The sequence below is a fragment of the Flavicella sediminum genome (assembly GCF_006381105.1).
Classification (GTDB): domain Bacteria; phylum Bacteroidota; class Bacteroidia; order Flavobacteriales; family Flavobacteriaceae; genus Flavicella; species Flavicella sediminum.
Genome location: NZ_VDET01000027.1, coordinates 17,035 through 31,611 on the forward strand (window position 1 = coordinate 17,035; position 14,577 = coordinate 31,611).

15 protein-coding genes are annotated in these 14,577 nt (G+C 34.1%); 5 read left to right on the forward strand and 10 right to left on the reverse strand.

The annotated features are described in order from the left end of the window. Positions 1-38: 38 nt before the first annotated feature. Positions 39-716 (reverse strand): tRNA (guanosine(37)-N1)-methyltransferase TrmD, encoded by a 678-nt coding sequence (gene trmD, locus FGM02_RS16105; protein WP_139959524.1) that lies wholly within the window; start codon positions 714-716, stop codon positions 39-41. A gap of 68 nt (positions 717-784) precedes the next feature. Then, a complete protein-coding gene (prmC, locus tag FGM02_RS16110; protein WP_139959525.1) occupies positions 785-1,630 on the reverse strand; it encodes a peptide chain release factor N(5)-glutamine methyltransferase in 846 nt (281 codons plus the stop codon). A 117-nt stretch (positions 1,631-1,747) separates the two neighbouring features. Here prmC and ribD point away from each other — a divergent pair, with 117 nt between their 5' ends. Both ribD and FGM02_RS16120 read left to right on the forward strand, forming a co-directional pair. Next, on the forward strand, positions 1,748-2,806 hold the full coding sequence (gene ribD, locus FGM02_RS16115) for a bifunctional diaminohydroxyphosphoribosylaminopyrimidine deaminase/5-amino-6-(5-phosphoribosylamino)uracil reductase RibD (RefSeq protein ID WP_139959526.1): 1,059 nt from the start codon (positions 1,748-1,750) through the stop codon (positions 2,804-2,806). Positions 2,807-2,809: 3 nt separating this feature from the next. Then, entirely contained in the window at positions 2,810-3,427 is a 618-nt protein-coding gene (locus tag FGM02_RS16120; RefSeq protein ID WP_394344446.1) for an IMPACT family protein, read from the forward strand. 40 nt (positions 3,428-3,467) lie between these two features. Here FGM02_RS16120 and FGM02_RS16125 read toward each other — a convergent pair whose 3' ends face one another. Continuing rightward, positions 3,468-3,866: an acyl-CoA thioesterase gene (locus FGM02_RS16125; RefSeq protein ID WP_139959527.1), complete on the reverse strand. Its 399-nt coding sequence runs from the start codon at positions 3,864-3,866 to the stop codon at positions 3,468-3,470. Positions 3,867-4,033: 167 nt separating this feature from the next. Here FGM02_RS16125 and dnaA point away from each other — a divergent pair, with 167 nt between their 5' ends. From dnaA to FGM02_RS16140, 3 genes are read left to right on the forward strand one after another with little or no spacing between them, the layout of a single operon-like run. Next, a complete protein-coding gene (dnaA, locus tag FGM02_RS16130) occupies positions 4,034-5,461 on the forward strand; it encodes a chromosomal replication initiator protein DnaA (RefSeq protein WP_139959528.1) in 1,428 nt (475 codons plus the stop codon). A gap of 4 nt (positions 5,462-5,465) precedes the next feature. Continuing rightward, on the forward strand, positions 5,466-5,915 hold the full coding sequence (locus FGM02_RS16135; protein WP_139959529.1) for a low molecular weight protein-tyrosine-phosphatase: 450 nt from the start codon (positions 5,466-5,468) through the stop codon (positions 5,913-5,915). A 12-nt stretch (positions 5,916-5,927) separates the two neighbouring features. Beyond that, the gene (locus FGM02_RS16140; RefSeq protein ID WP_139959530.1) at positions 5,928-6,635 is read left to right on the forward strand and encodes an SAM-dependent methyltransferase; all 708 of its coding nucleotides are present in this window, start codon (positions 5,928-5,930) and stop codon (positions 6,633-6,635) included. A 119-nt stretch (positions 6,636-6,754) separates the two neighbouring features. Here FGM02_RS16140 and FGM02_RS16145 read toward each other — a convergent pair whose 3' ends face one another. From FGM02_RS16145 to FGM02_RS16175, 7 genes are all read right to left on the reverse strand, one after another. Further along, positions 6,755-7,369, reverse strand: coding sequence for a peptidoglycan-binding protein LysM (locus FGM02_RS16145; RefSeq protein ID WP_139959531.1), 615 nt, complete (start codon positions 7,367-7,369; stop codon positions 6,755-6,757). A gap of 91 nt (positions 7,370-7,460) precedes the next feature. Continuing rightward, positions 7,461-8,360, reverse strand: a complete 900-nt coding sequence (locus FGM02_RS16150; RefSeq protein WP_243739434.1) for a DUF2279 domain-containing protein — start codon at positions 8,358-8,360, stop codon at positions 7,461-7,463. A 104-nt stretch (positions 8,361-8,464) separates the two neighbouring features. Further along, positions 8,465-9,502 carry an endolytic transglycosylase MltG gene (gene mltG / locus FGM02_RS16155; RefSeq protein ID WP_139959533.1) on the reverse strand — a complete coding sequence of 346 codons (1,038 nt, stop codon included), beginning with the start codon at positions 9,500-9,502 and terminating at the stop codon, positions 8,465-8,467. A gap of 3 nt (positions 9,503-9,505) precedes the next feature. Next, on the reverse strand, positions 9,506-10,039 hold the full coding sequence (locus FGM02_RS16160) for a GNAT family N-acetyltransferase (protein WP_139959534.1): 534 nt from the start codon (positions 10,037-10,039) through the stop codon (positions 9,506-9,508). Positions 10,040-10,075: 36 nt separating this feature from the next. Then, the gene (dapF, locus tag FGM02_RS16165; protein ID WP_139959535.1) at positions 10,076-10,855 is read right to left on the reverse strand and encodes a diaminopimelate epimerase; all 780 of its coding nucleotides are present in this window, start codon (positions 10,853-10,855) and stop codon (positions 10,076-10,078) included. Positions 10,856-10,956: 101 nt separating this feature from the next. Then, complete coding sequence (locus FGM02_RS16170) at positions 10,957-12,510, reverse strand: NAD(P)/FAD-dependent oxidoreductase (protein WP_139959536.1); 1,554 nt, start codon at positions 12,508-12,510, stop codon at positions 10,957-10,959. Between the two features lie 44 nt (positions 12,511-12,554). Further along, entirely contained in the window at positions 12,555-14,567 is a 2,013-nt protein-coding gene (locus FGM02_RS16175; RefSeq protein WP_139959537.1) for a putative porin, read from the reverse strand. Between the last annotated feature and the right edge of the window lie 10 nt (positions 14,568-14,577).

The following is a 14,577-nucleotide window of genomic DNA, read 5'->3' on the forward strand; positions in this document are numbered from 1 at the left end:
CTAGGATGTTGCAATTAATCTTTTTTCGCAGCTATTTGTTAGTCGTCTAACAGCTCAGGTTTGATTTGTTTGGTTCTTTCGTAGGCTTGTTCAGTTCTCCAATCGTCAATTTTTGGAAAATTACCAGAAAGTAAAATTTCAGGAACTTTTGCCCCTTTGTATTCTGCCGGACGCGTATAAACAGGTGGCGATAATAGATTGTCTTGAAAAGAATCTGTCAATGCAGAAGTCTCATCTCCTAAAACACCAGGAATCAATCGGATGATACTGTCGCATAAAACGGCTGCACCTAATTCTCCTCCACTTAAAACATAGTCGCCAATAGAAATTTCTTTGGTAATAAATAAATCACGAACACGTTGATCTACTCCTTTATAATGCCCACACAAAACAATAATATTTTCTGTCATTGAAAGTGTATTGGCAGTTTGCTGATTTAAAATTGGCGCATCAGGAGTCATGTAAATAACTTCATCATAATCTCTTTCTGCTTTTAATTTTGAAATGCATTTGTCAATAGGTTCTATCATAAGAACCATTCCTGCACCACCACCAAACTGATAGTCGTCAATTTTATTGTATTTGTTCAGTGCAAATTCTCTTAGGTTGTGAAAATGTACTTCAGCCAAGCCTTTTTCTTGGGCTCTTTTTAAAATAGAATACTGAAACGGACTCTGAATCAATTCTGGGGAAACGGTAATAATGTCAATTCTCATTTTGCAAATATACTTAATATTAGTTGTGAGTGCTAAGTGTTGAGTTGTGAGTTTTTTTTTCTGAAAAATTAGCGTTTCGATTTCGTCATTCGGTGGTTGCCAAAAATATCTTTGCGCAACTCGTTTTGTGTAAAACCTAATTCTTCTAATAAATTAAGGGTTTCAGCTCCCAAGTACTGATTGATTTCAAAATAAAGCACTCCTTTTGGTTTTAGATGTGTTTTTGCCAATTCTGCAATTTTTTTATAAAAAACCAAAGCATTATCGTCAGGAACAAATAAGGCAGCATGAGGTTCGTTATTTAAAACATTGTTTTGAATTTCTTCCTTTTCCAATTCGCGAACATAAGGAGGGTTGCTGACAATAACATCAAATTTTTGAGTCAGTGCTTCTGTGGCTAAAATATCAGTTTTTATAAATTGCACAGCAACTTTGTTTAATTGGGCATTTTTTTTGGCAGTGATTAAAGCTTTTTCTGAAAAATCAAGCGCAGTAACCTTTGAATCTTTGCTGTTTTTGGCTAAGGAAATTGCAATACAACCACTACCGGTTCCAATATCTAAAATATCAATGTTTTTTTTGTCTTGAAAATCATCTAAAATCCATTCCACCAATTCCTCTGTTTCTGGTCTAGGAATCAAAACATTTTTATTCACATGAAACGGCATACTGTAAAATTCTGTTTTGCCAGTAATGTATTGAATCGGTAATTCATTTTTTAATTGTTGAATACTTTCCGTAAAAAAGGTCAAATTTTCATGCAGCACTTCAATATGCGGTTGCAAAGCCAAATCTACACGAGTCAGACCTAATTTAAATTCGACAAGAATGTTAAAAAAAGAAGTGATTTCTGTTTTAGGGTATAGTTGTTCTAATTCAGAATAAAATAATGCTTTTAGTATCGTAATTTTCATATAACAAAAATAAGGCAAGAAAAATTAAGGTTGGCCATGGAACAGGCATTGAATTTAATTAATTCATAGTTTCTATATGGCCTTGCCTTTTACAACTTAAAGTTTATTTTTGCAGCAATGAAGAATCACGAACATTTTATAGCGCGCTGTTTAGAATTGGCAAATAAAGGAATTGGGACAACCAGACCAAATCCATCAGTAGGTGCCGTTGTAGTTTGTGATGGACTTATTATAGGTGAAGGTTATACAAGTCCTTATGGAGGAAACCATGCAGAGGTAAATGCCATTCATGCGGTAACCGACAAATCTTTGTTAAAAAGAGCTACTATTTATGTGACTTTAGAGCCTTGCGCACATTTTGGAAAAACACCACCCTGTGCCGATTTAATTGTGTCTTCTAAAATTCCAAAAGTTGTAATTGGCTGTATAGATAGCAATGCACAAGTTGCCGGAAAAGGAGTGGAGCGTTTGTTGCAAGCAGGTTGTCAAGTGGTTGTTGGCGTTTTAGAAAAAGAATGTTTGGAACAGCACAAACGTTTTTTTACGGTTCAAAATAAAAAACGTCCTTACTTAATTTTAAAATGGGCCGAAACTCGAGATGGATTTATAGCGCCTTTGAAAAAAGAAGAAAATAGACCTGTTTGGATTAGCAATGGTGCCAGTCAACAATTAGTGCATAAATGGCGTAGTGAAGAACATGCTATTTTGGTAGGTACAGAAACCGCCATTGCCGACAATCCTAAATTGGATGTTCGAAAGTGGGGAGGAAATAATCCGATTCGTGTGGTGTTGGATAAAAGTTTAAGAATTCCTTCGGGTTATTCGTTGTTTGATCAAAGTGTGAAAACAATTGTATTGACAAGTAAGAAAAATTCTATAGAGAAAAAAGAGACCGAAAATTTGATTTATAAAGGCATTGATTTTTCAGAAAATATGGCCGCTCAAATTTGTGAGGTGCTAATGGAAGAAAATATTCAGTCGTTGTTGGTAGAAGGAGGAAGGCAGACCTTGCAAAGTTTTATTGAGGCAGGTTTGTGGGATGAAGCGAGAGTGTTTGTTGGTCCGGTTTCTTTTAAAGAAGGAATTTTGGCCCCAAAACTAGAAGCAGGAATGTTTGAAGAAAAGGATATTAAGGGAACAAAATTAAGTCTGTATAAAAATTCAAAGCAAGCCTAGTCGTTGAAAGAAATCATAGATTCATACCGTACTTTAGCAAAAGCCTCTGAAGAATCTTTATTCAAAGAGAAAGGCAGTAAGTTTTTTGGTTACGCTTTTCCTGTGACCAAGGAAGCAGAAATAAAAGAAATAATAGTTCAAATAAAAAAAGAACACTATGCCGCTAGGCATTGGTGCTATGCTTGGAAGCTAGGTGTTGAACAAGTACAGTATCGTGTCAATGATGATGGCGAACCAAGTAATTCTGCAGGACAACCAATTTACGGACAAATTTTATCGGCAGAGATCACCAATGTATTGGTGGTAATTGTTCGGTATTTTGGAGGGGTGAAATTGGGCGTAGGTGGTTTGGTAAGAGCTTACAAAGCGGCAGCAGAATTAACAATTGAAAATTCGGAAATAGTTGAGAAAATTATTGAAGAAGAATTGGTCTTGGTTTTTGAGTATGCGCATATGAATAAAGTCATGCGATTGGTAAAGCAATTAAATGTGACAATTCAACAACAAGAAATGGCATTGAATTGTCAATTAACTTTGTCGATAAAAAAATCAGAATATGCACAGGTAAAAAGTGCTTTTGAAAAACTTCATTTTTTAAGCATACCCAAGAATGAAGAATAGAATTGTTAATAACCTTTGTTAATAACGAATATAAACAGTCTTATTTTACAAATTTTTCCAATAATTGTTGCGGTATTTTTACGGGCCTATTTTTAGTAGTGTCGAAAAAGACCAAAGTGGTATTTCCAGTTGTAATTAACTCCTTGTTTTCATTTGTAATTTCGTACTCAAACTCAATCCGTACAGAAGGTGTTTTTTTTAATTTCGTTTTTAAAGTCACTAAATCATCAAACTTAGCAGGTTTAAAAAACCGAGTATCTATAGAGTGTACAGGTAGTATTAGTCCGTCTTCCTCCATTTTTTTATAGGACACACCAATGGTTCTCATAAGTTCCAGTCGGCCCATTTCAAAGTATTGTGCATAGTTACCATGGTGGGCATAACCCATTTGATCTGTCTCCGAATAACGGATTCTAAAAGTCATTATATTTTCAATCATTATTTTTATTTTGATGATTGATATTTTACGGAAAAAATAAATAGAAACCTATACCCTTTTCATTTTTTTATACTAAAAAATATTCACACTTTTGTACAACGAAAAACAAGGCCTATTTTCTGCTTTTTTTTTCAAATATTAACCAAATATATTACCCTATAATAATAATGACGAAAGTAGCCACTACGGTTTGGGAGGAATGTTTATCTTTTATACAAGATAACATCAAACCGCAAGCATTTAAAACATGGTTTGAGCCTATTAAACCAATTCGAGTTACCGGCGAGGTTTTAACAGTTCAGGTACCTAGTAAATTTTTTTACGAATGGTTGGAGGAGCACTATATTAAACTATTAGGTGTTGCTTTAAAACGTCAGTTAGGTAATGGTGCAAAGTTAGTATATGAGGTAAGAATGGAAAATTCTTACAGAAGTAATAGTCCACAAATAGTAAAAATTCCAAGTTCAAATAGAGCGCCTTTAAAATCGCAAAATGTTTCGGTTCCTTTGGAAATTAATAAAAGAGAATTAAGAAATCCTTTTATTATTCCTGGTTTGCAAAAGGTGAAAATTGAATCGCAATTAAATGCCAATTACAATTTTGAAAGCTTTATTGAAGGAGATTCTAACCGTTTGGCAAGATCAGCTGGTATGGCTGTGGCAAATAAGCCTGGTGGAACTTCCTTTAACCCACTTTTAATTTATGGTGGTGTTGGGTTGGGTAAAACACATTTAGCACACGCTATTGGTGTTCAAATAAAAGATAAATACGCAGATAAAACAGTTTTGTATATTTCTTCAGAGAAATTTACACAGCAATATATTGATTCTGTAAAAGGAAATACAAGAAATGATTTTATTCATTTTTATCAAATGATTGATGTTTTGATCATTGATGATGTGCAATTTCTTTCTGGTAAAACCGGAACGCAAGATGTATTCTTCCATATTTTCAACCATTTACATCAAAATGGAAAACAAGTAATTTTAACGTCTGACAAAGCTCCTGTAGATATGCAAGACATTGAACAACGTTTGTTGTCTCGTTTTAAATGGGGATTGTCGGCAGAATTGCAAACGCCAGATTTTGAAACTAGAATTTCTATTCTTCAAAATAAATTATTTAGAGACGGTGTGGAAATGCCTGACGAAATAGTGGAGTATGTTGCAAAAAACATCAAATCAAATGTTCGTGAATTAGAAGGTGTGTTAATTTCTATGATTGCACAAGCTTCTTTTAACAAAAAAGAATTTACGATGACTTTGGTAAAACAAATTGTAGATAAATTTGTTAAAAACACCAAACGCGAAGTTTCTATTGAATACATTCAAAAAGTAGTTTCGAAATATTTCGATATGGATGTTGCTACTTTACAGTCTAAAACACGTAAAAGACATATTGTACAAGCCAGACAGTTGGCCATGTATTTTGCAAAAAGAATGACAAAATCTTCTTTGGCAAGTATTGGTTCTCAAATTGGAAAACGAGATCATGCTACGGTATTACATGCTTGTAAAACAGTGGATAACTTAACGGAAACAGACAAGCAGTTTAAAAAATATGTAGAAGATATTACCAATAAATTGACATTCTAAATTTATGGTTGCCGTTTTAATGGTTTGTCTCGGAAATATTTGTCGTTCGCCTTTGGCGGAAGGTATTTTAAAATCCAAAGTTGATCCTTCAAAAGTATATGTAGATTCTGCTGGAACTGGTGCTTACCATGTTGGTAATTTACCCGATCCAAGATCTATTGAAGTGGCTGCTAAATATGGAATTGATATCACAGATCAGCGAGCAAGAGCTTTTTCAAAAAAAGATTTTGACACCTTTGATGTGATTTATGCCATGGATGCTTCTAATTATAACAATATTTTAAATTTGGCTCAAAGCGATCTGCAGCGAGCGAAAGTTAAATTGATTTTAAATGAAATCCGTCCCGATAGAAATGAACAAGTTCCTGATCCTTACTACGGTGGTGATAATGGATTTGAGCATGTCTATCAACTTTTGGATGAGTCGTGTGAATTGATTGCCAAGCAATTATAACAACAATAAATTATGAGTTTAGGGAAATTATATCTAATTCCGACAACCTTAGGAGAAAATGAACCTTTGGAAGTAATGCCTATTTCTGTAAAAAAGGTGGTGGAAGAAATTGATTATTTTATTGTTGAAAATGAAAAATCTGCACGTCGATTTATAAAAAAAATAACTCCAAAAAAATCACAGCCAGGTTTAGAAATCATGATGCTTGATAAATATGCGGATGCTTTGGAAGTACGACATTATTTGGATATTTGTCAGAAAGGAATTTCTGTAGGTTTGCTTTCAGAAGCCGGTGTCCCTGCTATTGCAGATCCTGGAGCTGAAGTGGTAAAACTAGCACATGAAAAAGGTATTCAAGTTGTCCCTTTGGTCGGACCTTCTTCTATTTTAATGGCCATGATGAGTTCTGGTATGAATGGACAAAATTTTGCTTTTAACGGTTATTTACCTATTGACAAAGGGGATAGAAAAAGAGAAATTAAATTTTTAGAAAAAATATCACTGGATAGAAATCAATCGCAAATTTTTATAGAAACACCTTATAGAAACGACAAAATTTTGGCCGATTTAAAAGCTTTTTTAAGTCCCGCAACACGTTTGTGCATTGCAGCCGATATTACTTTGTCTACCGAGTACATTAAAACCTTGACCATTCAAGAATGGAAAAACGCCAAACCCGATTTACATAAAAGACCTGCTATATTTATCATTCATAAGTAGTATTTTTTCTACTGTTTGAATAAGCCTATCAAGCTTGTTTATTAGGATTTCTTTAAAATAAAAAAAACTCAGAATTGATTTCAATTCTGAGTTTTTTTGTTTTAATAAGATTTTTACTTTTATACCGTTACAATTGGCATTCTGTCTGCTACAATATCCGATGTATCATAGGCTGCAAATAATTCTAAATAACTAGCAACCGTAGTTCCAAATGCGTCTGCAAAACCATTTTGGCCTTGACTACGTAAGAATTTTTTTACATTTCCTGCGCCTGCTAAATGTGCAGCTGCTAAAATTCCTGATTCAGTAATAAGAATTCCGTTAATTTTTTTACCAACAGAACGTCGAATATCCTTTCTTAAAATCCATTTGTTAACAGCACAAAGCGCTAAAAATGCTTTTTCTTGTAGCTCAGGATCTTTTAAAAATTCATTGGTGTCATAAATTTTAAAACGCTCTAAGGTAGTTCTCCCAAATTGGTATTTTCCTAAATACCCCAATTTGTTTACAACAAGGTAGTTTCCTTGTGATTCTTTAAAAGCCAAAGCTTCTTTAAAATCGTCAAATTCATGTTTTGCGTAAGGAGGGGCAAAATTAGTAATTGCTTCCTCTTCAGTTAAAACACTAGCAATTGTCTCTTCAGGATTTTTTGAAAATAAACTGCTTGCATACATGGTACATATTCCTAGTCCAAATGCCACACTTAAAAAACTCTTTTTTCTGATAGATTCCATACTGTTTTCTATTTCGATTTAATTTTGTTTTTCGAGCTGCAAATATACGAACTATATATTAATTGATTGTAAATCAGTAATTAACTGTTTTTTAAAAGTATAAAAGATGCGTTTTGATCTTTCCTTTACTAGTAAACTCAATGGCTGGCGCTGGTATTTTAATAAAGTTAATGGTGTTGAAAAGAGCCTTTAAAAATTTTGATTTGGTTTTTATTTTTGTCAAATCTACGTCCAATCCGGCGTAAAACTGCCTATATGGAGTGGGAAGTGAAAGTTCTTGATTTTTATTTTGGCTGTATAGCATTCCTTGAGCTCCAAAACCTATGGCAATATTTAACCATTTAGGAAAGTTGCTTTTTTTATGGAAGGACCAAATATTAGCAGATAGCCAGTAAGTTTGTCCGTTGTAATCTTTTAATAATTCTTCTGAAAAATTGGATCCTAAGGTGTTTGGTCTTTGTGCTGCAAATGAGGTTCTATGAAATGAATATTTTAATTTGATTCGCTGTTCGTTCCAAAGCAGTTCTTGTCCAACTAACAATCCAGTTCCAGCGGCATTGGCTAAAATATCTCCAGGCGAAGCGCCCCATTCTTTTGAATAGCCATCAAAGACTTCTACCGCTGTTAAAAAAGCGAAACCTAGCGTAGCTCCATAAACTAATTGTTGCTTCTTAGAAGAACCTGCCCAGTCTAAACTAGACATACCCAATTTACCTATATAGTAGGAAGTCATCATATGACCCATCTTATCCATTTGTAACCAATCTTTGTTATCGTTGTTGAAATGAAATTTTGATTTAGGGAAGTCCGCATACCAAAGTTGATGCAAACCAACCAAGGTAACTGTGGCCAAAGTAGCTTCGGTAAGGTACACTCCCTTTAACCTAGAGTTGTTTAAGGTGTCCGATTTTTGAAAAAAAGTACGCTGTGCGTTTGTATTGAATACAAATAGAAGGGTGCATACGATAAAAAGAAAATGCTTTTTTTTCAAAATATTTTTAATTTAATTAGGATGCGTTTGTGACTTCTACAAATGATAGTGTTCGTTATTTGTTTGAATTTTATAATGAATATTTTACAAAACACAAAATAGGCTTATCTATTCACACCTTGTTTAGACAACCATTTTTGATATTTCCGTGCATTTTTGTTATGCTGACGTAAACTTTTAGCAAAAGCATGCGATCCAAATTTTTCAATACTAGCACACATATAAAAATAATCGTGATTGGCTGGATTTAAAACGGCATCAATTGAAGAAATATCCGGCATTGCAATTGGACCTGGAGGCAAACTCACATTTTTATAGGTGTTGTAAGGAGAATCAATTTTTAAATCTTTAAGTAAAACTCTTTTGATGATGGTGTCCTGTCCATATTTTTCTTTGATGGAAAAAATAACCGTAGGATCGGCTTGTAAAGGCCATTTTTTGTGAAATCTGTTCAAATACAAACCCGCAACAATTGGTCTTTCTGAAGTGATGGCGGTTTCTTTTTGTACGATAGAAGCCAAGATACTCACTTCTTCAATAGTTAACTTTTGTTGTTGTGCTTTTGAAATTCTATTGGCATTCCAAAAAGTATTGTATTCTTTAAACATTTTGGCTCTAAAACCTTCGGCATCCGTATTCCAATATAGATCATAGCTGTTAGGAATATACATGCTTAAAGCTGTCGCTTTTGTAAATCCATTTTTTTGTAAAAAAGATTCGTCTTTAAAAGCAGTTAGCAAACTTAAAGAATCGGCTTCTAGTTGAGAGGCAATTCTACCGGCCAAATCTTCTAAGCTGTGTTGGTTGTTAAACGTTAGGTTGACAGTTGTTTGTCGTCCGCTTCTTAAAAAATTAACCAATTCATTGTTATTCATTCCAGCTTTTAGCTGAAATTTACCGGCTCTTATTCGGGTGTTGTATTTTTTCTTTTGAGCCACCCATTCAAAATCATCTAAATTTAATAGCTCATCTTTTAATTGCTCTTTAACATCAGCCAATGTTGCATTGGTTGGAATATAAATGATAAAGTCCGAGGTTAAATTCTTTGCGTAAATTTTTGAATAATAATGGTATCCTACAAACACACTTAAAATAACTCCCGCAATGGCAATGAAAGTTATAAGTTTCTTTTTGTCTAGCATTTTTTAGCCTTCAATTTTATGAATAAGTTGATAAAGTGCTTCGTCTTTGTAATTTTGGTCGACAAAGATCCAGTCTTTTTTTATGCCGACACATTCAAATTTGAAACTTTCAAACAAAGCAATACTTGCTTTATTATCGGTGGTGATGTTGGCAAAAAGTTGGTGTACGTTTAAATAGTGAAACGCATAAGAAAGCAGCAAGCGCAAAGCTTCTTTAGCCACCCCTTGTCCTTGAAATTCTTTCTCTATTAAGATGCCTATACCGGCTCTACGGTTTATAGGATCAAAGTCAAATAGATCAATCATTCCCATAGGAATGTCCGATTTATTGGAAGCAATAACTAAACGCAATTGCTTTGCTTCGTAAATATCTTGGTGTGCATTTTCAAGATATTTGACCAATAAAAATTTAGAATAGGGCGCCTGTGTACAACTGACTTCCCAATGGTCTTCATTATTTTCTGAATCGAATAAAAATTGAAGATCTTCAGGTTCAAGTGCACGTAGGTGTACGGTATTCCCTTTTAAGGTTTGCATTTGTTGTTGTATAAAAACGAAACGTTTCCTGTTTTTTTAAGCTTTAAAGTTTCCTTTGAAAACAAATTTTGCAGGACCTTTTAAAAATACGTTTTTATATTGAGAATTTTCTTTTTGAAAAGAAACTTCTAATTCGCCACCTTCAACCAGTAATTTTATTTTGGAAGAATTGGTTAATTTTTGTTCAAACATAGCAATGGCCACAGCAGTAACTCCTGTTCCACAGGCTAAAGTTTCATCTTCAACACCTCTTTCGTAGGTTCTAACTCTAAAAGTAGCGTCGTTTATAGCTTCTGCAAAATTTACATTTGTACCTTCTTCAAAATAAGGAGCCCCATAACGAATGGCTTTCCCATTTTTAAAAACATCATATTGGCCAATGTTTTTAACCAGTTGTACATGATGAGGTGAACCTGTGTTTAAAAAAGCTGAATCAGCATTGATTGTTATTTCTGAAACATCAATCATTTGTAAATCTACGAGGCCATTTTCAATGGTAGCATGGTGCAAACCATCTATAGCATCAAAGGTTGTTTTGTTTGTAATAACTCCTAAGTCGTGTGCAAAAGCTACTAGGCAGCGACCTCCGTTACCACACATCGTTCCTTCATTTCCATCGGCATTGTAATACACCATGGTAAAATCGTATTTGTCAGAAGGATTTAATAAAATCAGTCCATCTGCACCCACACCAAAACGTCTGTCGCATAAATTATGTACTAATTGAACATCATCTTGAGGGAAATGCAAATCGCGATTGTCAATCATCACAAAATCGTTTCCTGTTCCTTGGTATTTATAAAAATTTACTTCCATTAGTTCTTTTATTGGCAGACAAATTTACAGAATATTTGTCGTTAAATGTACTTGTATTTAGGGATTAACGAAGTTGTACAAAATGTTTTATTTTCAACAAACTAGTTTTGAATAGCACATTTTTCTGCACATTTTTCTCCATCGATGGCTGCTGAAATAATTCCACCAGCATAGCCTGCACCTTCTCCACAAGGATACAATCCTTTAATTTGTGGATGCTGCAAGGTATCACTTTCTCTAGGTATTCTTACTGGAGATGAAGTTCTAGACTCTGGCGCATGCACCACCGCTTCATTGGTTAAATAGCCATGCATAGATTTTCCGAATTGCTTGAATCCATTTTGTAAGGTTTTGTAAATAAAATCAGGAAATACTTCTGATAGTTCTACAGAAGTTGTTCCGGGCTGGTAAGAGGTCTTTGGAATTTCTGAAGATCTTTTACCTTCCGTAAAATCGACTAATTTTTGCGCGGGTACTTTTTGCGTTTTGCCTCCCAAATGCCAAGCGGTTTGTTCTATTTGTTTTTGAAATTCCATAGCTGCCAAAGGGCCGCGTTTGTGAAATTCGCCAAAATCCTGAATTTTTAATTCTACGGCAATTCCAGAATTTGAGGTAGGCTGATCTCTTTTTGAAGGTGACCAACCATTGGTTACTACTTCTCCTGGACTTGTAGCGCAAGGAGCGATAATCCCTCCTGGACACATACAAAAGGAATAGACACCTCTGTTTTTAACCTGCTTTACAATACTATAAGGAGCAGGAGGTAAGTGTTCACTTCTTATATCGCATTTGTATTGTATTTGATCAATAAGTGTTTGAGGATGCTCTACACGAACTCCTAAAGCAAAAGGTTTGGCTTCAATTAAAATATTTTTTTTATGCAATAATTCAAAAATATCTCTGGCAGAGTGTCCTGTGGCCAATATTAATTTAGAGGCATGAATAGTACTGCCGTCTTTTAATGCAACACCATCAATGCTGTTATTCTTTATCAATAGATCAGTCACTTTTGCCTCAAAGTGGACTTCGCCGCCATGTGCAATGATAGTCTCTCGCATGCTTGCAATAATCTTGGGCAATTTATTGGTTCCAATATGAGGATGTGCATCAATTAAAATATTTTTAGTAGCGCCAAAAGCGACTAACAATTCTAATACAGCATTTACATCTCCACGTTTTTTTGAACGCGTGTATAATTTTCCGTCAGAATAAGTTCCTGCGCCTCCTTCACCAAAACAATAATTAGAATCTTCATCAACAAGATGAAATTTATTAAGTGCTGCTAAGTCTCTTCTCCTTGCTCGCACATCTTTTCCTCGTTCTAATACAACGGGTTTTAAGCCTTTTTCAATTAATTTTAAAGCGGCAAATAAACCTGCTGGTCCAGCACCTACAATTAGCACACTTTCTTTTGTGCTTACGTTCGGGTAATTGGGTAAATCAGGTAAAACTTCTTCAAAATCTTCCTTGATATAAACAGCGACTTTTAAATTTATTTTGACAGATCTTTGTCTTGCATCGATAGATCGTTTTAAAATTTCTACATGCTTAATGTCATCAAAAGGAACTTTTAATTTAAAGGCGACTTCTCTTTTTAGTAAAGTATCGGTAACCGCAACTTTAGGTTTGACTTGTAATTGTAACTCTTGTGGCATTTTTTAATTTTTAAAGGAAACGATTGCTGATGATCGAAATAAAATTAATTAAAGAAATTCCATACAACGCCAAATCGTATAACAAAATCTCTATAAGGTGTATTGGGTGCTGAATAATATGTAGCTGAGCTAATTTTAGACAACACGTTTTCGGCTCTTAAAAATATACGGGTTCTTCTTATTTGCCCGTTTACAAAAAAGTCTAGGATTGGTTTTCCTCCAATAGATTGTGTGTCTTGAAGCATAAAATCTCCTACAACGGCATTGTATTGATTTGCTTTGTATGCAGAAAAATAATTGGCAGTAACACCCGTTTGTAAAAACAAAGATCTCTTTTTAAAGAAGTAACTGGTGTAATAAAAACTACTTCTTCCTACAGCAGTAGGAACTCTAAAAACAGAAGCTCCGTCTGCTACTTTTTGATAGAGTACAGTGGTGTTCAAAGCAAATTTACCGACTTTAAATTCATTGTTTGCTTGTAATTTTAAATAATTGACGGTTCCGCCATATTGTGTGGCAGCTGTTTGTTCATCGGCATTAAAGTAGATGTAATTTTCTATTTGTGTAAGCGTAGCTGACGTATTGATCCATTTGGTTTTTATCTCAAATTTCAAATTTCTCGTGTCTACATTTTTAAAATCGTTGTACCAATTGTAAGCAATAAAATTACTTTGCAACAAGGTTTGTGTATAATCAGGTGCTCTAGAATTTAGTTGCAAGGAAGCAGAGACTTCTGTTCCGCTTTTATTTTTGTAATAGGCTTTGGTATATAAATTGGTTCCTGATAAGCTGCCACCAATACTTTTTGTTGCTTCTGCATCAAAATAAATATTTTGAATAACGGCATTCCATTTAGCACCCAAGCTGATATTATTTCCTTTTAGGTAGGCGGGTATAGTTTGATTGTTATCAATAACAATGGCTTTGTAGCCTTGGAAATAATGTTGGTAATCTGCTAAAACTCTAAAATTTCCTAATATATAAGGAGAAGTAAAATCTAAATAAGCCTGATTGTTAACGGTTTTATTTGAGGTACGATCATTGGTGGTTGTTTTAAAGCTATCTCCAAAAAAATCGGTACTTGTATCAATATTGTATTTAAACTGTTTGGTTTCGTAGTTGAAGATATGTCCAATTTTTAAATTGGATATTTTTTGCGGCAGACTGTCGTTTGTTTTGAATAGTTTGTAGCTTTGATCAAAATAATATCTTTTTCCTACCAAATAACTGGTTCCACTTTCCAAGTTTACATCTATTTTTCCACGATCGTCAAAATCGGCGACATTGTCTTCAAAATTAGAAACATGAGCGTCGGTGATTCCTCCGTTTTCTTGGTTTTCTATGGTTTGAGAAGCAATGTGCATTCTTAAGTTATAGCGACTGTCTTTTGAGTCATAAGAAACAGTTCCTCTAAAATTTACATGGCTGCTTAATGAATTTCTGTAACTTCCTAAGGAACGCAAACCTCTATAGGAAAGTGATAAATTCAATCGGTCGTGTATATTAATGGCAATTCTAGAATCTAAAACCTGCCCCTGTTCCAAACCTGTTTTGTACAAAAACTCTGAAGCAGGTGTGGGGAAACGGTAATATTTTATGTCTTCAACTTCGTAATAATTTATGTGTTTTGCTTTGGCTCCTAAGGAAGGGAAGATGTCATTGCTATTAAAATCGTAGGTTAAAGATGTATAGACTTGCCCCATGTTTTCATAGGAATGCAATCCAAATAAATCTTTACGCAAATAATTCATTTGGTATTCTTTCTGAATAGTCAATGTGGTGTCTATAAGCGTGGTGTCGTTTAAATGCGAAATTATTTTATAATCCAAATAATTGGCTTTTCCTGACTCTTCATCTACTTTGTGCTTTTCTTCTTCTTTGGCTTTTTTTCTTGAAACTTTTCGGTATCGTGCTTTTAGGCTGTCTCTACTTTTTGTGTTTGCATTTTCAACTTTTTCTAAGTTGATGGTTGTAGGTTCTGCAATAGAATCTAATTCTTGGGCAAATACACCTGAGCAAAAAAATGAAAAAGTAAGAATTAATAAAAGATGCTTCATATTTGTGGTA